General features: G+C 42.0%; 18 protein-coding genes. 14 read left to right on the top strand and 4 right to left on the bottom strand.

Annotated features, from left to right (window positions below; all coding sequences use genetic code 11):
- Positions 1-264 precede the first annotated feature (264 nt).
- Genes tsaE through tsaD form a run of 4 tightly spaced genes read left to right on the top strand, consistent with a single transcriptional unit; the run spans position 265 to position 2,885 of the window.
- Positions 265-732 carry a tRNA (adenosine(37)-N6)-threonylcarbamoyltransferase complex ATPase subunit type 1 TsaE gene (gene tsaE / locus NIE32_RS05160; protein WP_253053629.1) on the top strand — a complete coding sequence of 156 codons (468 nt, stop codon included), beginning with the start codon at positions 265-267 and terminating at the stop codon, positions 730-732.
- The gene (tsaB, locus tag NIE32_RS05155; RefSeq protein ID WP_253053628.1) at positions 713-1,399 is read left to right on the top strand and encodes a tRNA (adenosine(37)-N6)-threonylcarbamoyltransferase complex dimerization subunit type 1 TsaB; all 687 of its coding nucleotides are present in this window, start codon (positions 713-715) and stop codon (positions 1,397-1,399) included. The genes tsaE and tsaB overlap by 20 nt, the downstream gene beginning before the upstream one ends.
- Before the next feature lie 5 nt (positions 1,400-1,404).
- Positions 1,405-1,860 carry a ribosomal protein S18-alanine N-acetyltransferase gene (gene rimI / locus NIE32_RS05150; RefSeq protein ID WP_253053627.1) on the top strand — a complete coding sequence of 152 codons (456 nt, stop codon included), beginning with the start codon at positions 1,405-1,407 and terminating at the stop codon, positions 1,858-1,860.
- Positions 1,857-2,885, top strand: coding sequence for a tRNA (adenosine(37)-N6)-threonylcarbamoyltransferase complex transferase subunit TsaD (gene tsaD, locus NIE32_RS05145; protein WP_253053626.1), 1,029 nt, complete (start codon positions 1,857-1,859; stop codon positions 2,883-2,885). The genes rimI and tsaD overlap by 4 nt, the downstream gene beginning before the upstream one ends.
- 516 nt (positions 2,886-3,401) lie before the next feature.
- Here tsaD and NIE32_RS05140 read toward each other — a convergent pair.
- The gene (locus NIE32_RS05140) at positions 3,402-5,354 is read right to left on the bottom strand and encodes an ABC transporter ATP-binding protein (RefSeq protein WP_253053648.1); all 1,953 of its coding nucleotides are present in this window, start codon (positions 5,352-5,354) and stop codon (positions 3,402-3,404) included.
- A 243-nt stretch (positions 5,355-5,597) separates the two neighbouring features.
- Here NIE32_RS05140 and NIE32_RS05135 point away from each other — a divergent pair, with 243 nt between their 5' ends.
- The 3 genes from NIE32_RS05135 to NIE32_RS05125 all read left to right on the top strand — a co-directional run bounded on the left by NIE32_RS05135 (position 5,598) and on the right by NIE32_RS05125 (position 8,019).
- Positions 5,598-6,239 carry a redox-sensing transcriptional repressor Rex gene (locus tag NIE32_RS05135; RefSeq protein ID WP_253053646.1) on the top strand — a complete coding sequence of 214 codons (642 nt, stop codon included), beginning with the start codon at positions 5,598-5,600 and terminating at the stop codon, positions 6,237-6,239.
- Positions 6,240-6,392: 153 nt separating this feature from the next.
- Positions 6,393-7,157, top strand: a complete 765-nt coding sequence (gene map / locus NIE32_RS05130) for a type I methionyl aminopeptidase (RefSeq protein ID WP_253053624.1) — start codon at positions 6,393-6,395, stop codon at positions 7,155-7,157.
- 124 nt (positions 7,158-7,281) lie between these two features.
- Complete coding sequence (locus tag NIE32_RS05125; protein ID WP_253053622.1) at positions 7,282-8,019, top strand: GNAT family N-acetyltransferase; 738 nt, start codon at positions 7,282-7,284, stop codon at positions 8,017-8,019.
- A 211-nt stretch (positions 8,020-8,230) separates the two neighbouring features.
- On the opposite strand, the gene NIE32_RS05120 is transcribed toward NIE32_RS05125, so the two are convergent.
- Positions 8,231-8,899 carry a CPBP family intramembrane glutamic endopeptidase gene (locus NIE32_RS05120; RefSeq protein WP_435594234.1) on the bottom strand — a complete coding sequence of 223 codons (669 nt, stop codon included), beginning with the start codon at positions 8,897-8,899 and terminating at the stop codon, positions 8,231-8,233.
- Between the two features lie 385 nt (positions 8,900-9,284).
- On the opposite strand from NIE32_RS05120, the gene groES reads away from it, so the two are divergent.
- From groES to NIE32_RS05095, 5 genes are all read left to right on the top strand, one after another.
- Complete coding sequence (groES, locus tag NIE32_RS05115) at positions 9,285-9,569, top strand: co-chaperone GroES (RefSeq protein ID WP_253053618.1); 285 nt, start codon at positions 9,285-9,287, stop codon at positions 9,567-9,569.
- Positions 9,570-9,658: 89 nt separating this feature from the next.
- A complete protein-coding gene (groL, locus tag NIE32_RS05110) occupies positions 9,659-11,281 on the top strand; it encodes a chaperonin GroEL (protein WP_253053616.1) in 1,623 nt (540 codons plus the stop codon).
- A 303-nt stretch (positions 11,282-11,584) separates the two neighbouring features.
- A complete protein-coding gene (locus tag NIE32_RS05105; RefSeq protein WP_253053614.1) occupies positions 11,585-12,016 on the top strand; it encodes a YrvL family regulatory protein in 432 nt (143 codons plus the stop codon).
- A gap of 127 nt (positions 12,017-12,143) precedes the next feature.
- Entirely contained in the window at positions 12,144-12,449 is a 306-nt protein-coding gene (locus NIE32_RS05100) for a PepSY domain-containing protein (protein ID WP_253053613.1), read from the top strand.
- Positions 12,442-12,894, top strand: a complete 453-nt coding sequence (locus tag NIE32_RS05095; RefSeq protein ID WP_253053612.1) for a hypothetical protein — start codon at positions 12,442-12,444, stop codon at positions 12,892-12,894. The genes NIE32_RS05100 and NIE32_RS05095 overlap by 8 nt, the downstream gene beginning before the upstream one ends.
- Before the next feature lie 354 nt (positions 12,895-13,248).
- On the opposite strand, the gene NIE32_RS05090 is transcribed toward NIE32_RS05095, so the two are convergent.
- Positions 13,249-13,545, bottom strand: coding sequence for a hypothetical protein (locus tag NIE32_RS05090; protein WP_253053611.1), 297 nt, complete (start codon positions 13,543-13,545; stop codon positions 13,249-13,251).
- Between the two features lie 134 nt (positions 13,546-13,679).
- On the opposite strand from NIE32_RS05090, the gene NIE32_RS05085 reads away from it, so the two are divergent.
- A complete protein-coding gene (locus tag NIE32_RS05085; protein ID WP_253053610.1) occupies positions 13,680-14,387 on the top strand; it encodes a DUF3298 and DUF4163 domain-containing protein in 708 nt (235 codons plus the stop codon).
- A gap of 393 nt (positions 14,388-14,780) precedes the next feature.
- On the opposite strand, the gene NIE32_RS05080 is transcribed toward NIE32_RS05085, so the two are convergent.
- Positions 14,781-16,484: a GH25 family lysozyme gene (locus NIE32_RS05080; protein ID WP_253053609.1), complete on the bottom strand. Its 1,704-nt coding sequence runs from the start codon at positions 16,482-16,484 to the stop codon at positions 14,781-14,783.
- A gap of 298 nt (positions 16,485-16,782) precedes the next feature.
- Here NIE32_RS05080 and NIE32_RS05075 point away from each other — a divergent pair, with 298 nt between their 5' ends.
- Positions 16,783-17,955: a cation:proton antiporter gene (locus NIE32_RS05075; protein WP_253053608.1), complete on the top strand. Its 1,173-nt coding sequence runs from the start codon at positions 16,783-16,785 to the stop codon at positions 17,953-17,955.

Genomic DNA, 17,955 nt, shown 5'->3' with positions numbered 1-17,955 from the left:
TCGAGAGACGCTTGTTTTTTTTAGAGAAGAACGTATAATGCGAGAGCTTCTGCTGAGACTCCGAAAATAAGAGAAGCGCGCTGTAAGAGCGATCGAAGCACATTGATGCAAAATAAGAATTGGACGGGTTTTTGTCCATTTTTCTCAACGTGTCTGGTAAAGTGGAGGACTGGCTTTTTTGCTAAGAAAGAAATTGTTGATTAATTATGGTACACTAAGTTTAGATTTTCCATCTGAGAAAAGGAATTGGAAAAGGTGAACGCAATGTACCAGTTGAAGACCCATTCCCCTGAAGAGACTATGAATTTTTCCGAACAGTTCGCGCACTATTTGCAAGCGGGAGATGTTCTTACATTATCAGGGGATCTTGGCGCAGGAAAAACGATTTTTACAAAAGGGTTGGCTAAAGGCCTTGGTATACACGAAATGGTTAATAGTCCGACGTTTACCATCGTTAAAGAATATACGAGCGGACAATTGCCGCTTTATCATATGGATGTGTATAGGATCAGTGATGAAGAAGACATCGGTTTAGAAGATTATATTGAAGGGGATGGGGTGTCCGTCATTGAATGGGCGGAAAACATTCCTTCATGGCTTCCCGATGATGTGCTCTCCATTGATATTAAACGCATCAGTGAACATGAGCGAATGATTACGTGCACCGCGCATGGAAGCAGATCTGAGCGCATAAATGAGGAGATATCGAAACATGAACGTACTAGCCATTGATACATCAAACTTAGTCATGGGCGTTGCAGTGGCGACTGAGCAGAAGGTGCTTGGCGAATTGACGACAAACAGTAAAAAGAATCATTCGGAACGATTAATGCCCGCAATCGCTGAATTGCTTGAAAAGGTTGCCATTCAGCCCATCGATCTCGATCGAATAGTAGTTGCAGAAGGACCGGGTTCTTATACTGGGCTACGCATTGGTGTTACGATTGCGAAATTGATGGCTTGGACGCTCAAGAAAGAACTCGTTGGTGTGTCCAGCTTGGAAATCGTTGCGCAAAATGGCCGCTACTTTGATGGTCTCATTGCACCCTTCTTTGATGCAAGACGTGGGCAGGTATTTGCCGGACTCTATGAAATGAAGGATGGGGCTATTGTTCAGGTTGTCCCTGATCAATTAGTACTGATCAAAGATTGGCTGGCTGAACTCAGTAAATTAAATAAGCCTGTTCTTTTTTTAAGTAATGATTTTGATAAGTGGGGAGAACTCTTACGGACATATCCTTTTGCTGTTCTTGGTGAAAGCACGCAAAATGTGCCGAGAGCTGCAGAATTAGCACGTATTGGTATTCAGAAAAAACCTGTATTAGACATTCATCATTTTCTGCCGGCATATCTACGCTTAGCAGAGGCAGAAGCAAAATGGCTGGCCAAACAGGAGTGATGAGCATGCCGGAGCTAAATGCAGTCAATATTCGTCCAATGACAACGGAAGATATTGATCAGGTTATGGTCGTAGAATACAGTGCCTTTGATGTCCCCTGGTCAAGAAAAGCTTTTGAGAATGAACTTACGAATAATCACTTTGCCAACTATTTTGTCGCAGAGTTAGAGGGAAAAATTATTGGTTATTGCGGTGTCTGGGTTATTGTCGATGAAGCGCATATTACCAATCTGGCTGTGCTTAGTGGATATCGAGGATTCAAAGTGGGGGAAACGTTGCTTCGACAGGTGATTCTTTATGCCGTATCACAACGAGCACATTCCATCAGCTTGGAAGTTCGTGTCAGCAACACGATTGCACAAAACCTATATCGTAAGCTAGGCTTTCGAGATGGCGGAATTCGTAAAAACTATTATTCAAATAACGGTGAAGATGCGTTGGTCATGTGGGTGAGAATATGAATGTAGATGTAAAGAAGAAGACAATGATTTTAGGAATAGAAACAAGTTGTGATGAAACCGCTGCAGCTGTTGTAGAGAATGGCACGGTCATTCGTTCAAATGCGGTCGCTTCTCAGATTGATATTCACCGCCGCTTTGGTGGTGTTGTCCCCGAGGTGGCCTCTCGCCATCATGTAGATCAGATTACGCTGGTCTGTGAGGAAGCAATGAACAATTCCGGCATTTCTTGGGATGACCTCGATGCGATTGCTGTGACTCAGGGTCCGGGATTAATCGGTGCACTGCTTGTCGGTGTGAACGGAGCCAAAGCGTTGGCCTATGCACATCAGGTGCCACTCGTTCCTGTTCATCATATTACCGGTCATATCTACGCGAATCGGTTTGTACAGGAACTTGAATTTCCATTGATTGCTTTAGTAGTCTCAGGTGGACACACAGAGCTGGTTCATATGAAAGAGCATGGATCTTATGAAGTCATTGGCACAACGCGTGATGATGCTGCCGGTGAGGCCTTTGACAAGGTAGCGCGTACGATTGGATTACCCTATCCTGGAGGACCGGAAATCGACAAGCTGGCCAAGGGAGGACAACCTACAATTAATTTTCCAAGAGCATGGCTCGAGGAAGGCTCTCTTGATTTTAGTTTCAGCGGCTTGAAGTCGGCGGTCATCAACTATATTCACAATGAACAACAACGTGGTCATGAATTAAATCACGCAGATATTGCGGCTAGTTTCCAAGAAAGTGTCAGTGAAGTTCTTGTGAAAAAGACAATGATCGCAGCGGAGCGGGTTCATGCAAAACAAATCCTTGTCGCCGGCGGTGTATCTGCTAACAGTAAAGTCAGGTCTGAGATGGAGCGGGCAGCGAACACGAGAGGCATTCCGTTGAGCATTCCGCCTTTGTCACTATGTACGGATAATGCGGCAATGATTGCTGCCTCGGGAACCATTGGTTTTCTGAAAGGGATGCGGGCAGATTTGTCATTGAATGGAAAAGCCAACCTCGCCATTGAAGATTTCTAATCAGATGAAGCAAGTCTTTTTGTCAATGACCTAATAGCAATAGCGATCTGGGAAACGAAGAGAGAACGATGCTCTTCGTTTCTTTTTTTCATTATCTCGGAAATCATAGACTAGCGACTTGTGGATTGTGCGTGGCGGGGGTTATTCGCGAACCTTTGGTCATGCCAAGCGAAATCGATTTGAAAGTGTGCAAAAAACGATGAACTCGCACGAAACTCATCTGAACTCGCGTGAATAGCGGAATGATGAGCGGTTTATGCATGGAATATTCGAGACAGAGATAATAAACGTTAAGGGTCCCCAATCATCGAGTAAAAGCGATTCCTGTTTCGTATTTATTTCTTGCTCGAGCCTACTGTGCAGAAGCTGAAAAGTATTCACATGTGGATAACTGTTTATCCATAATAAAAAGAGCACATATCCACAGATCATGTGAATAAGTGCTCTTTCCCACTGGATAAATTGGGGATAACTCAATGAATAGGTGCATAAGTACGGTTAAATCTGTGGACAATGTTAATTTTCAAAGGCATCGAGTTCCATTTGGGCAGATTCCCATTTCTCCATCAGTTCACTAAGTTGCAACTGATCATGCTCAATTTCAGCTTGAACCTCTTTCGCTTTCTTTGTGTCATTAAAGACATCCGGCAAAAGCAGAGATTGCTGGTTCTTGTCAATTTTTTCTTCAAGGGTACTAATGTCTGCCTCAGATTGTTCAATGAAGCGAATAAGCTGGCGCTTTTTCTTTTTTTGTTCTTTGTCTTTTAAGAATTGATCTTTTCCTTCTCCGATCGTACTTTCTTGTTTTTGTGGTGCCGCGGGCTGTGCTTCGAGCTCGGCAATTTGCTCTTGCTCGGTCTTTTTATCAATATAGTAATCATAGTCGCCAAGATATTCAGTAATGCCTTCTCTCGTCAATTCAAATACTCTACTGGCGATATTGTTAATAAAATAGCGATCATGGGAGACAAATAAGATTGTTCCCGGATAATCAATGAGTGCACCTTCGAGAACTTCTTTACTGTCTAAGTCCAAGTGATTCGTCGGTTCATCGAGAATCAGTAAATTATCATGACGCATCATCAGTTTCGCAAGCATGAGTCGGGCTTTCTCGCCACCGCTAAGCTGGGAAACAACTTTGGAGACATCATCACCGGAGAACAGGAAACCGCCAAGAACCGTGCGTATATCATTCTCAGGCTTTAGTGGATAATCGTTCCATAATTCATCTAGGACCGTATTTACGGGATTCAGGCTTTTCTGTTCCTGATCGTAGTAACCAAGACTGACATGGCTGCCAAGTACCACTTCGCCATCTTGTCGAGTCGTTCCGCCTGCAATGGCCTTCAACAGTGTTGATTTTCCGATCCCATTTGGGCCAACAAGTGCGACACGGTCGCCTCTACTGATGTGAAAAGTAAGTTCTGAAATCATTGGTGACTGATGCGTATAGCCTACCGAGAGATCTGCGACAGACAGGACATCACGACCGCTTTGTTGTTCAATCGTAAACGAAAATGTCGCTGATTTTTCATCGCCAAGTGGTTTATTCACTAAATCCATTTTTTCTAATTGTTTTCTTCTGCTTTGTGCGCGTTTCGTTGTTGAGGCCCGTACAATATTTTTTTGTACAAAGTCTTTCAGTTTTGTAATTTCTTTCTGCTGCTTGTCATAGGTCTTCAATTCACTTTCGTATTCAGCGGCACGCAATTCAAGATAACGTGAGTAATTACCGGTATATTTCCGTACTTTGTGGCTAGCGACCTCATACACCTTGGTCGCAATTTTATCGAGAAAATAACGGTCATGGGAAACAACAAGCACACTTCCACTATAGCGTTGAAGATAACCCTCAAGCCAGGATAGTGTATCAATGTCCAAGTGGTTTGTGGGTTCGTCAAGAATCAGTAAATCAGGCTTAATGAGCAGCAGTTTGCCAAGGGCAAGCTGCGTCTTCTGACCACCCGATAAATTGCTGACCGGGGTTTCGTCTGGGAATCCACCGAAATTCAATCCGTTCAGGACGCTCCGTGTTTCGGCTTGATAGGTAAAGCCGCCTTGCGCACGGAAATCGGCTTGGAGGTTATCATAATTTTTCAAGAGCTGGTCATAGTCTTTTGGACTGGAGAAGCTGCCGGGATCAGCCATCTGCTCCTCCATCATGCGCATTTTCTTCTCTAGGGCAATCAAAGGGCTGAAGACGGAGAGCAATTCTGCATAAATTCCTCTTTTCGAGTCGAGGGTTGCGTTCTGAGGCAAATAGCCCATGGTCCGGTTCTTCGGCATGATGACTTCCCCACTGTCGGCACTCAGCTCACCCGCAATAATTTTAAGTAGCGTTGATTTGCCGGCGCCATTGCGTCCAACAAGCGCGACACGTTCACCAAGCTTTACTTCAATCGATATATTTGATAGAACAAGATCAGTGACGAAGGACTTGCTGATCTCGTTGGTTTGTAAAAGCAACACGATCTTCACCTCAAGAGAATTAGGAATAAAGGGCGGCAAGGCTATAGCGCCTTGTTGTGGAAATATATATAGTTTCATTTTAGCTTAATCCTAATTTATTCGGCAACTGTACCTTCAGTAGAAAGACGAAAAGAGTTAACATTGTGAAATAATTAACAAAAATGCTTGTGTTTATAGTATAGTGGAACAAGAGACATGGGTGGAACGACGTAGATGAGCATGGTGAAAATGGGGGACCCGGTCATGGCAAATCAGAATGTACCACAAGCAACAGCCGAGCGGTTGCCGCTCTATTACCGAACGTTGCAGCGCTTGGTTGCGATAGGAAAAACGCGCATCTCTTCATCAGAATTTGGTGGGATTGTGCAAATTGATTCAACAACAATCCGTAAGGACTTTTCATATTTTGGTGCATTGGGAAGAAAAGGTTATGGTTATGATACACAACATTTAATGGAATTTTTAAAGAAGATCTTGTATCAAGATGAGTTATCTAAGGTTATTCTTATTGGCGTCGGTCATTTGGGAACGGCACTGCTCAACCACAATTTTCAAAAGAACAACAATACCAAAATTGTAAAGGCTTATGACGTCGATCCGTTAAAGATTGGTACGGAAATAAGTGGTACCTCAGTCCATTCCATGGACGAACTTGAGACGGATGATAATCGCGAGATCACAGCAGCGATACTGACTGTGCCCGCTGCTCATGCACAGAAGGCTGCTGATTTGGCCATTGCCTCCGGTATACATGGGTTCTTGAATTTTTCGCCTACTCGGTTGGTCCTGCCGCAAGATGCTTATGTGCGGCATGTGGATATGACGGTTGAACTTCAGGCTTTAATCTATTTTCTTAATCACGCGATGGAAGAAAGGAAATCGTAAGGATTAAGTGGTAAAATACAGATGCGCTACTTTTGATATGTGCGTGGAAGAACACAGGGCAAGAAACATTAACAAACAACGGCAAATTTAACAAAGCCAAGAAATAAAATAATGGTGATCAATGTTTTTTTACAATAAGGGTGGAATGCAGGAATGATCCAATTAAAATCACAGAATGAAATTGCTGAGATGAAAAAATCCGGGCAACTGCTTGCTCAGGCACATCAGCATATCAAGTCGATGATTCGTCCCGGCGTAACGACGTGGGAGATCGAAGAATTTGTGAATGAATTTCTGGAAAAGCACGGGGCAATTCCGGAAGAAAAAGGTTTTGAAGGCTATCAATTTGCAACGTGTGCCTCTGTAAATGATGAAATTTGCCATGGCTTTCCGAACAAAAAAGCGCTGAAAAACGGGGACATCGTCACCATTGATATGGTTGTCAATTTAAACGGTGCGATGTCAGACTCAGCGTGGAGCTATGCAGTGGGTGATATTTCCGATGAAGCCAAGCATTTACTGAAAACAACGGAAGAAGCACTCTATGAGGGAATCAAGCAGTCTGTTGTGGGAAATCGACTGGGCGACATCGGGTATGCCATTCAGAAATACGCTGAAGACCGTGGACTGAGCGTTGTACGTGAATTTGTTGGTCATGGTATTGGACCGACGATGCATGAAGATCCGCCGGTTGCTCATTATGGCCGTCCGGGGCGCGGACTTCGTCTTAGAGAAGGCATGACGATTACCATTGAACCGATGCTGAACATTGGAGACTGGCGTGCAAAGGTTGATCCGAACGGATGGACAGCACGTACGGTTGATGGATCGCTTTCGGCGCAATATGAGCATACCTTGGCGATTACAAAAGACGGTCCGGAAATACTGACTGCACTTGATGTAACAGACGCGCATTAAACGTCAAATGACCGAGAAAGTACATTTTAATCATGATCATAATCCCCGAGCATAAGAAGGATCTTTTGCTCGGGATTTACTTTATCCAATACGAAATGATTTATAGAACGGAGAACAAATCGACATGATTACAGATCAATTGATTGCTTTTGAGAACAATTTTGGGGAAGTCCAGTCAGAAGTCATTGAAAAACCTTATGGTCGGATTTTTCATGATACAGAGAATCCGTTATCTTATGACAGTAATCATGCTTATATTGAGGAAAATGCTGAATTTGGACCCGCAGTACAGGATGTTGTCACTGTGTTTCGATCGTTAGGACTGCCGCCACGTATCTATACATTTTCCATGCAGGAGAGCAAAGTTGGGCGTTATCTCGCAAACAACGGTTTTCGCCATCGTGTTGAAGGGCAAAGCTTTTTCGTGCAAACAACGGCCAAAATCATCGACACGCCGGTCACCTTACACTTTTCTCGCATCGCCACAATTGACGCATCAATTGACACGCTCTTTGCGTCGGATCCCGATCAAGGTGAATGGGCCTATAAAAGTTTATTTAAGCCAGTAACCCATCCGAATTTCTACTTATTTGGTGGTTATGCTTCTGGGGAACTTGTTTGTCTCGCTTCACTATACAGACGGGGTGACATTTCCAGAATTAATGATGTTTTTACCAAGAAAAATAAACGGGGCCAAGGCTATGCCAGCCAACTAATCAATTTTTTAACGGATTTCAATCGAAAAAATTTAGAAACAACAAGCTATCTTTATTCCAATGTCCCACCGGCTATTCATATTTATAACAAGGCGGGTTATGAGAAAATTGATTCGATGATCAGGGGCTATTACTGGTTGGATTAAAGTGTAAATGAAGAATAAAAAGAAGTTCGCGCGAAACGGGAAAAAACCCACGCGAAACGCACTGGAAAGCGCACACCAAAAAGGTGTCTCACAGCTCTTTTGCCTATGAGACGCCTTTTCTTTTTTCTAGGAACATATCTGATTTGAAATGTGGGACGATTTCGGTCCTGAATGCGGTTATTTGGAATCATCCAATTTTCTCTTGTGGTTTTCAGAACAGATGAATCCATCCTGGTGTGCTCGGGATCTGCACGTTCATGCTTATGAGCACAACGACCGCGTTCATCGCTGCATGCATGAACATGTTGACAACAATTCGGCCGGTTTTGTGATAGACGTAGCAGAGGAAAAAGCCAATAACAAAATAGATGAGCAGATGACTGAAATCAAAATGAAAAGCAGCGAATACAAGCGAGCTAATCAATGCCGCAAAGAAAAAGCCGATTTTCTTTTTCAAGCTGCCGAAGAAAATTTTACGAAAAACAATCTCTTCAAGCATTGGCCCAATAATACTCGCTGTGAGTATAAATAAAGGCGCGCTACGAGCTAAGCCAACAACATCCTGAGTATGTTCTGATTTCATCGGTTGACCAAGAATGATGCTGTTGATTAAGGCAGTAATGATCTGAAGTACAAACAACAGAAAAACACCACAGATTGCCCAGGCAATGGATTCACCGACCGATGCAACCGGACCGCGTTCCAATTTTCGTTCCGGAATCAAGAGCAGTAGCACAATAATCAGTGTCGCAAAGAACACAACTGTGTAGGCGTTACCGTGGGCCGGCTCTTGCTGTGGAAATCCAGGAATAAGCGGTGAGATAAAACAAATGAGATAGATAAGCACGATACTGATGTACCTTAGAACCAAATCCGACACCTCAGATTCATTTGTATAGTTTCGTAACCTTTGTATTAAACTGAAAGCATTGTTGTACATTTGAAAGTAAATAGTATGTACACGAACCATGGTTTTATTTTACCATAGCTCATTTTGATTATCTCTTCCGGTCTCTTTTAGAAGAATAAGGTTTCTTGTGTAAAAAGCAGCGAAGCGAGACGATCGAAGCAGATTTGTACAAAATAAGAACCGGGCAGTTGATTCTTGCTTAGTTTCTCTTAGGGATGATAATCGTGTAGATATTTTTCAGGAAAAACTTGCAAATCATTTTGGAATTGATTATTATATTAGATGGATTAGCACTCAGGTGATCCGAGTGCTAACAAAGTACTTAACTTAACACTTTTAAGGAGGGTATTTCAACATGTTAAAGCCATTAGGCGATCGTATTGTGATCGAACCACAAGAAAAAGAAGAAAAAACAGCAAGCGGTATCGTACTTCCTGACTCGGCAAAAGAAAAGCCACAAGAAGGCCACGTTGTTGCCGTTGGTACCGGCAAGGTATCCGACAAAGGCGAACGCATCGCTTTGGACGTAAAAGAAGGAGAAAAAGTAATCTTCTCAAAATATGCAGGTACTGAAGTAAAATATGACGGCAAGACGTATCTTGTTGTTCGTCAGGACGACATTTTAGCTGTTATTGATTAACATGTTGTGATTCAACCTTAGGCGAAGAATCACTGTATAGAGCATAAGATCCTCATTTTAAGATTTGATATTAGGAGGGACTATTCACAATGGCAAAAGATATTAAATTTGGTGAAGAAGCACGCCGTTCTATGCTGCGCGGTGTTGATGTTTTGGCAGATGCAGTAAAAGTAACGCTCGGACCGAAAGGCCGTAACGTTGTACTCGATAAGAAATACGGCTCACCGCTGATTACAAATGACGGTGTAACGATTGCAAAAGAAATCGAACTTGAAGACAAATTTGAAAACATGGGCGCACGCCTGGTTTCCGAAGTTGCCAGCAAGACGAATGATGTTGCTGGTGACGGTACAACAACTGCAACGGTTCTTGCTCAATCAATGATCCGTGAAGGTCTAAAGAACGTTGCTTCAGGCGCTAACCCAATGGGTATTCGTCGTGGTATTGAAAAAGCAACACAAGCAGCCGTTGAAGGCTTGAAAGAAATCTCGAAACCAATCGAAGGCAAAGCATCGATTGCACAAGTTGCTGCAATTTCTGCTGCAGACGAAAAAGTCGGCGAATTGATTGCTGAAGCAATGGAAAAGGTTGGCAACGATGGCGTTGTTACCTTGGAAGAATCCAAAGGCTTCGCAACTGAACTTGATGTTGTTGAAGGGATGCAATTCGACCGTGGCTATGCTTCTGCATACATGGTTACAGACCAAGATAAGATGGAAGCAGTTCTTGATAATCCATACATCCTGATTACGGACAAGAAAATCTCAAACATTCAGGAAATCCTTCCTGTTCTTGAGAAAGTTGTTCAACAAGGCAAACCAATGCTGATCATCGCTGAAGATGTTGAAGGCGAAGCACTGGCAACGCTCGTACTGAACAAACTGCGTGGTACATTCAATGTTGTTGCTGTTAAGGCTCCTGGCTTCGGTGACCGCAGAAAAGCAATGCTTGAAGACATTGCCGTACTGACCGGTGGACAGGTGATCACAAGTGACCTCGGTCTCGAATTGAAAGAAACAACGGTTGATCAACTAGGAACGGCTGGAAAAGTCATCGTGACGAAAGACAACACGACAGTTGTTGAAGGCGCTGGCGAATCAGATAAGATTGCCGGACGCGTCAGCCAAATCAAAGCACAATTGGAAGAAACAACTTCTGACTTCGACAAAGAAAAACTGCAAGAACGTCTGGCTAAGCTGTCCGGCGGTGTAGCAGTGATCAAAGTCGGTGCTGCTACCGAAACCGAACTGAAAGAACGCAAGCTGCGTATCGAAGATGCCTTGAACTCGACACGTGCTGCTGTTCAGGAAGGTATCGTAGCTGGTGGTGGTACTGCACTTGCTAACGTGATTAAGAATGTCGAAGCAGTCGTCGCTGAAGGCGATGAAAAGACCGGTGTGAATATCGTCGTTCGTGCCCTTGAAGAACCTGTTCGCCAAATTGGTGAAAATGCAGGCCTTGAAGGTTCTGTCATCGTTGAAAAACTCAAGTCTCAGAAACCAGGCATTGGCTATGATGCTGCCAAAGATCAATGGGTAGATATGATCGCTGCCGGTATTGTTGACCCTACTAAGGTTACGCGTTCCGCACTGCAAAACGCTGCTTCCGTATCCGCAATGCTGCTGACTACTGAAGCTGTTGTTGCTGACAAGCCGGAAGAACATCCAGAACCACAAATGCCAGCAGGCGGACCAGGCATGGGTATGATGTAATAAACACCTGAACCCATGATGTGCAAATAAGGGTCCAAGGAAAATAGAGGTTTCTCATGATGGTTTCAAACCTTTGTGAGACCTCTTTTTTTTGTGCCTTCGTAACCATGTAAATAGATCATTTGCATTATGTCATCACCCATAAGAAATAAACAGCCGCAGAAGTAGTTGCAAAAGAGCTTAACAAAAAAAAACAAAGGTAAAGAACATGGGTGGCGTCTCATGGATTTGACTAGATTGACTGTTTATGGGAGGGTGTACTTAAATAGTGTTTCAGACATTCACATTGTAAGGAGAACATCAATGGCACCTCATAAACTGTTCGAAAATGAGTCTTTATCAGGAAAACTATTTGTTATTTGTTCGTTAAGTGTAATCATTTTGACTGTGCTTGCACTGATGTTTGGTATTTTCTATTTTGGCTTTCTTGGATTATTTAATCTGTTAGGTATTCAATATGACAATCTACTCGCCTTGTTTCTTTTCACCCTCCTTTTTCTCATTTTTTCATGTTTTGCAGATGTTTTCGAAAAACTTGTTCGTATGCTGTTGAAAGATATATTGATTGAACAAAATCGAATTCTGAACTATATCATCCTATTCATATCCTATAGTGCAATCAATTTGACTGTCATTAGTACTCTCGATTATTTCATGCAGTCGATAGTTATCCAGTTCATCACCCAAATCGTTATTTCCATGCTCCTTGCACTATTAGATATTGCCACGGATTGACCATCCCGGTGGATGTGACCGAATTCTCAAACGAAAAAGTAGAAGATGATGACCAACTTGTGATATATTTCATAGATGGAACTTTCATTTGTTGTTCCGAAGAAACAATAGATCGTGAGTGCTGTCAATGTTTAAATATCTGAGAATGATCCACTATACTGCTGGATTAGTCGGTTCAATAATCGTTCTCTTAATGGCTGTAACAGGGATTCTTCTGAACCATCGCACGCTTATTGGTTATTCATCCAAAACGTCGATGCGCATGCAGGAACTAATATTTGCACTGCATTCTGGAAATATTGGAAATACATCAATTGTTTGGGTTACCGATCTCGGTGCAATCTGTATGATCGTTCTCAGTATCTCAGGAATTTGGATGTGGATCAGCTTTGTACTGAAAATAAGAAAAGGAAAGAGAAGAAGGAATGGGTAAAAAAATTAGTGCAATCATCATGGGTGCGGTTCTCGTTCTCAGCTTTGCAGGGTGCGGAACAGTCCATAAAGATAATGACTCGCAGTCGGCTAAAGATACGTCAATGGAAAATATGCCGATGGGGAAGAAGGCATTGCCTAAAGCTTTTGAGGATGAATTGAACGGTTTTAAGACGATTGAAAAAGATGTAAAGAAAAAGGATTTTAAGTCCGCAACATCTGTTGCAAACAACCTGCACAATGTATTTCATATGCATATTGTGCCTCCTTTGAAAGAGAAAAAAGGAGCAGCCTATGCAGAAGAGATCCATGGAAAATACGATGAACTGCAAGATGCGGTGAAGAGTCAGAATCCATCGGAGATCACAAAATTGATTAAGATAAATCGTGAAAATTTAGTTAAAGTTGCCAAGATTTTAGGCGTCTCATTAAATAAAAATGAATAGGAACAACGCGTCACGACAAAAAGGAAGCCTGCCATTTGGCAAGCTTCTTTTTTGTGGTTTAGGGATTTAATACGCGGAAAGTTCACGTCAATGCGCGGAGCAACAGGATCAATGCGCGAAGAGTTCAAGCTAATGCGCGGAACGCAGGATCAATGTGCGAAAAATTCCAAGTTTACCTGGGTTAAGCATGTGCTTAAATCCATTCCCGGATTAGGCGCACCTTTTTACGGATCGTTCCGGCTTTTTCACGGATAAAAATTGAGCTCAGTTCCGATTTCCGAATTAAATCCAAGTTTAGGCTGAAAGAAAGGAATCGGATCTTTTTATCCGATTCCTTTTTCTTGCTCTGAGTTGTTAAATGAAATGTGTAAATAATATCCATGAATAGAGGGTCAGCACGACAGACATATAGGCACCGGCGAACAGTACTTTTTTTGCCGGCGGGAGGGTAATTTTTCTAATGGCGAGTGTAATCAGCAAGAGGATGAGATGAACGAGAAAAATAGGTACATAAAGAATCAGGAAGGTTAAAAAGGTCATAGGACCACTGTCGACGGAAAAGGCCGCCACAACGATTGCTAAAAAATAAAGAAAAGTGCCTAACATATTTGCGAGTGAATAAATCAAAATCAGCCAAAGATAAGCTTTCATTTGCATCACCTCAACACTAGTTTACACGATCATTGATTAATCAAGAATAAAGAAATAAAAGTGAATGTGATGCCCCTGATAGACATTCTTTTGCTGGACATACTAAGCGAAAGAACGGAAAGGAGCGTTAGTCAATGATCATGAACTGTGCCTTTAGAAGAGTGACCATTAGTCTGCTTGCAATTTGTTGTCTTCTACTCATGACATACCCACCCCAATCAAAAGCTGCTCAATGCAAACCTGTAAAAGTAAGGATCGATAGATTGTCCGAGGGCATCTATTATCCGGTTATTGTTTCTGGTACAGGTAGTGCGCAAATCATGGATCAGATCAATAGGACTTTTCGTCATCACGCAGAAAATATACTGCGGACAGATAAAAAGTATAAGAAACACTATGAACATGACCAACTCATCAGTGCGGCAGGACCTTACTACGCGCATACGCAACCGACGATCCGTTACAATGACAATTGTCTGATTAGTGTTGCATCTCTCGATGAATCATATACCGGCGGCGCACATGGCATGCACTATGAGAAAGTGTACAATTATGATACACGAAGCGGCCGACAATACACGCTGAAGGAGATCATTCGCAAGAAACGGGAATTAAAGAAAGTGAATGCGTATTTGAAAAAACAAATGATCAAGCTGAAGAACGAAGGCCGGTATGATTTCTTTCTTGATGCCTTTAAGAGCGTAGATCTGGATCAGGGACAGTTTTATTTTTACGATGATGGGATTGTGATTGTTTTTCAAGAATATGAAGTTGCTCCATACTCAAATGGAATTATTCATCTGAGAGTTCCTTACCATGTTTTTATAAAAGATCATGAATAATGTGAAATGGCTAACAAATATTTGGAAATTTTACCGAAATTACTGGGAAGTGGCGAATATGGGTTATGCTGTATTTGTTCAATAAATTGTGTTTGTTTACTTCCCCCTGTACTATAAGATTTATTTAGAACCCTTGAGAAAGGGTTTATTTTTTTGCGGTAATGACTAGGTACTGTCTAGATATCTAAAAATACGGTTGTCTTTTCACAAATATAGAAATCATACGGTATTTCATTAATCCTTTGTTAAGGATTGTCCATTAATATAAAGGATGTTAAACCAATAACATGTTTAACTTCCCCTTTTTATAGAATCAACTCTTGAGCGCCTAAATCATAGGTGCTCCTTTTTTTGCAAAAAAAAGACCTTCGAATGAAGGTCAAAATAGGATGATCATATCGGATTTGATGGATCATAGTACCAAATGTCAAGATCGACATTGCCGCTAATTCCATTAACCGAACCGTCTGATCGGTATTGCCATATATCTGCAGGTACGGTTGGCCCTAAACGATTAGGTTTAGCATCAGTCCCGTATCTTGCGATCCAAATTAGTGCATCCTTAGGGAGATTTTGTGGAAGTAAATTATTGTAGTAAAAATAACTTCCCGTATAAATCCCGAATTTTGTATAGCCATTTTTGTTTAACTCACTTAAAAAGATATCAACATCATTTGTCAAAGTTTTTGCATCTAAATTTTTATAGTTTTGATCGTTATGACCTGGGATAGACTCGATATCGAGAAAAACGTATCTGTCTGTCGGATAGTTAACATTATGTAATGTTTGAAGAAAATTTTTCGCTTCATTGACAGCGTTTTGCGGATCAAAAAGGAAATGATATGCATAGGTTTTTAAACCTGCAGCATTTGCATTTGTATAATTATCTACAAATTTAGGATCTACATAGTCGTACCCTTCAGATGCTTTTGCAATGACAAAAGAAATACCTGCACTTTTTAAAGATCCAAAATCAATTTGACCACTATCATTTTGATGATGAGAGATATCGATACCATTAACACTTGTTGAAGTAGTTGGTGGATCAGTTACAGAACCATCAGAGGTTGAACGAGTACCTTTGAGTATAGACGAAGCGGGAATATAGCCGTCTCTTCCACCAAAGTCAATCTTTACAAAATTCCCAGTCTCCCATTTAACAGTTATCACATCATATTTATTTAATTGGCCTATTATCTGTGTACTATCAACTTTCGCAGATGAGTATACGTCCTGGGTAGCAACAATAACGTATGCCTGGTACGTTCTAAAATTTTGTTCGCTACGTAGTGGTAAAGTATTAATTGGCTGATCCACTACGGGCTGCGGTGTAGGAGCCGGTGTAGGCTGCGGTGCTGGAGCTGGCTGTGGCGCAGGCGCGGGTGCGGGTGTTGCACTCACTACCGGTGGAGTACCTTTTCTTATGTACTGCCCTTTAACGTAACCTGTTATGTTAGCGAATTGAATCCTGTACCAACCGTTGCTACTTCCCGAAACGGTGACCGTGTCACGATTATGCAGATAGATGATGTGCTTGTATTTTGTGCTTGGTCCTGAGCGCATGTTTAATGTTTTGGCAGTGACGTACGCATTATAGGAACTGATTTTTGATTTTAGCCACTTTTTTTGCACATACCCTTTTTTTCCACCAGAGTAAATATATGCATAACTGCCTTTGGCACCAATGATCGTGACTTTGGTGTTCATGTGAATCGTGCGAATTGTTTTGAATCTGCTGCTTGCTTTATTACGGATCTTCAAGGAGTATGATTTGACATAGGCTTTATATGAGGAGAATTTCGCCCGGATGGTTCTTGCTGCGTATTTTCCGTATATGTAGCGGGTTTTCCCTTTGAAGCTGATCTTGTCCCAGTTTCCTTTTTTTCCTAGAACCGAGACCGAATCATTTCGATACAATGTGCCAATTGATCTGTATTTTCCCCCAGGACCGGTGTGTACTTTTGCTTTGCTTACGGTAACTCGCGCTTGAAAAGATGAGGATGCGTGGGCCGTATTCCCAAATGGAGTAAAGACGCTCTCAACCGCTAATGAGAAGAATAATAGGGAAATGGCAAGGATTTTTGTAAGCTTATTCACTTTTTACTCTCCCTTAAATTGCAAAATGGTCGACAAATGATCTCCTTTCTTTCAAAAATGTGATTCTTTATGATTATTATCGTAGGTAGATTACGAGTTTTCAAGAGTTTATGAATAATAGAAACAAATTTTACATAAGAGATAACGATTAACTCATGAGAAAGTGTAGGGGTTGACATTTTACAAAATATTTTGGTAGTATTAAGCAAAATCATGAGATGAATAAAGCGCAACAAACGGTGGAGCCTGTCAACAAAGGCTCCTTTTTTGTGCTTTTTTTAGGAGAGAGGGGGAAGTCATGGGATTTCTTATTCATTTAGCGATCATTGTTGTTGCCACAAAGGGAGCAGGGCATTTGAGTGTTCGCATGGGGCAGCCTGCAGTACTTGGAGAATTACTCGTTGGCATAATCATTGGCCCGGCAGTATTTGGATGGGTACCGGATTCTGAAATGATTCATGTTTTCAGTGAACTTGGCGTCCTTCTGTTGATGTTTATTGCGGGATTGGAATCAGACCTAGAAGGATTAAAAAATAGTGTGCATTCGTCAATTGCAGTTGCGGTTGGAGGCGTTCTCTTACCGCTTGGATTCGGAACGCTTTCTGGTATTTTCTTTGGTATGGATACGGCACATGCGGTATTCCTTGGACTTATTCTATCAGCTACATCAGTGAGCATTTCCGTTCAGACTTTAAAGGAAATTGGAAAGTTGCAAACCAAGGAAAGTACAACATTACTTGGTGCGGCAGTGTTGGATGATGTGCTTGTTATTGTTTTGTTAGCTTTTGCGATGAGCATGTTTGGTGATGGAAATACTAATGTTTGGTGGGTTATTGGCGAGAAGATCCTGTTCTTTACGACGGCTCTTCTGATTGCTTGGAAAGGGATACCCTTTCTCATCCGCTTGAGCGGTCGATTGAAAGTGAGTGAACCAGTGATCAGCATGGCTGTAGTGCTCTGCCTTGCCTTTGCCTGGTATGCAGAGAAGCTTGGTGTTGCCGGAATCATCGGTTCATTCATTGCAGGTGTTGCCATTGCTCAGACTGATTTTAAGCGGAAAGTTGAACAAAAGATCGAACCGTTGGCTTATAGTCTGTTTGTGCCCGTTTTCTTTGCCAGTGTCGGACTCAAGGTAAGCTTTACCGGACTTCTGGATCAGTTATGGTTCATCATCGGTATTACATTACTCGCAATTGCCACAAAGTTCGTAGGTTCAGGTACTGGTGCGTGGTTAACCGGGTTTTCACTGAATGCTTCAATGAGCATTGGCTCAGGAATGATTTCTAGAGGCGAAGTAGCACTGATTCTTGCATCACTTGGTATTCAATCTCATCTGCTACAAGAAAGTTATTACACGCCGTTAATCATCGTTGTGATCCTGACTACACTCGTTACGCCGCCTTTGCTTAAGGTATTATTTGAACGCGAAGACAAATTAGATTTGTTGAAAAAGAAAACGCGTACGGATTAA

It is taken from the genome of Sporolactobacillus kofuensis, assembly GCF_024125425.1.
GTDB classification, from domain to species: domain Bacteria; phylum Bacillota; class Bacilli; order Bacillales; family Sporolactobacillaceae; genus Sporolactobacillus; species Sporolactobacillus kofuensis.
Note: the sequence above shows the minus strand (reverse complement) of the source record. Positions and strands in the feature narration are given on the sequence as shown.

Excerpts from the sequence above, each read along its gene's own strand:
- tsaE (WP_253053629.1), top strand. The coding sequence starts at position 265 with ATGTACCAGTTGAAGACCCATTCCCCTGAAGAGACTATGAATTTTTCC.
- tsaB (WP_253053628.1), top strand. The coding sequence starts at position 713 with ATGAACGTACTAGCCATTGATACATCAAACTTAGTCATGGGCGTTGCA.
- rimI (WP_253053627.1), top strand. The coding sequence starts at position 1,405 with ATGCCGGAGCTAAATGCAGTCAATATTCGTCCAATGACAACGGAAGAT.
- tsaD (WP_253053626.1), top strand. The coding sequence starts at position 1,857 with ATGAATGTAGATGTAAAGAAGAAGACAATGATTTTAGGAATAGAAACA.
- NIE32_RS05135 (WP_253053646.1), top strand. The coding sequence starts at position 5,598 with ATGGCAAATCAGAATGTACCACAAGCAACAGCCGAGCGGTTGCCGCTC.
- map (WP_253053624.1), top strand. The coding sequence starts at position 6,393 with ATGATCCAATTAAAATCACAGAATGAAATTGCTGAGATGAAAAAATCC.
- NIE32_RS05125 (WP_253053622.1), top strand. The coding sequence starts at position 7,282 with ATGATTACAGATCAATTGATTGCTTTTGAGAACAATTTTGGGGAAGTC.
- groES (WP_253053618.1), top strand. The coding sequence starts at position 9,285 with ATGTTAAAGCCATTAGGCGATCGTATTGTGATCGAACCACAAGAAAAA.
- groL (WP_253053616.1), top strand. The coding sequence starts at position 9,659 with ATGGCAAAAGATATTAAATTTGGTGAAGAAGCACGCCGTTCTATGCTG.
- NIE32_RS05105 (WP_253053614.1), top strand. The coding sequence starts at position 11,585 with ATGGCACCTCATAAACTGTTCGAAAATGAGTCTTTATCAGGAAAACTA.
- NIE32_RS05100 (WP_253053613.1), top strand. The coding sequence starts at position 12,144 with ATGTTTAAATATCTGAGAATGATCCACTATACTGCTGGATTAGTCGGT.
- NIE32_RS05095 (WP_253053612.1), top strand. The coding sequence starts at position 12,442 with ATGGGTAAAAAAATTAGTGCAATCATCATGGGTGCGGTTCTCGTTCTC.
- NIE32_RS05090 (WP_253053611.1), bottom strand. The coding sequence starts at position 13,545 with ATGAAAGCTTATCTTTGGCTGATTTTGATTTATTCACTCGCAAATATG.
- NIE32_RS05085 (WP_253053610.1), top strand. The coding sequence starts at position 13,680 with ATGATCATGAACTGTGCCTTTAGAAGAGTGACCATTAGTCTGCTTGCA.
- NIE32_RS05075 (WP_253053608.1), top strand. The coding sequence starts at position 16,783 with ATGGGATTTCTTATTCATTTAGCGATCATTGTTGTTGCCACAAAGGGA.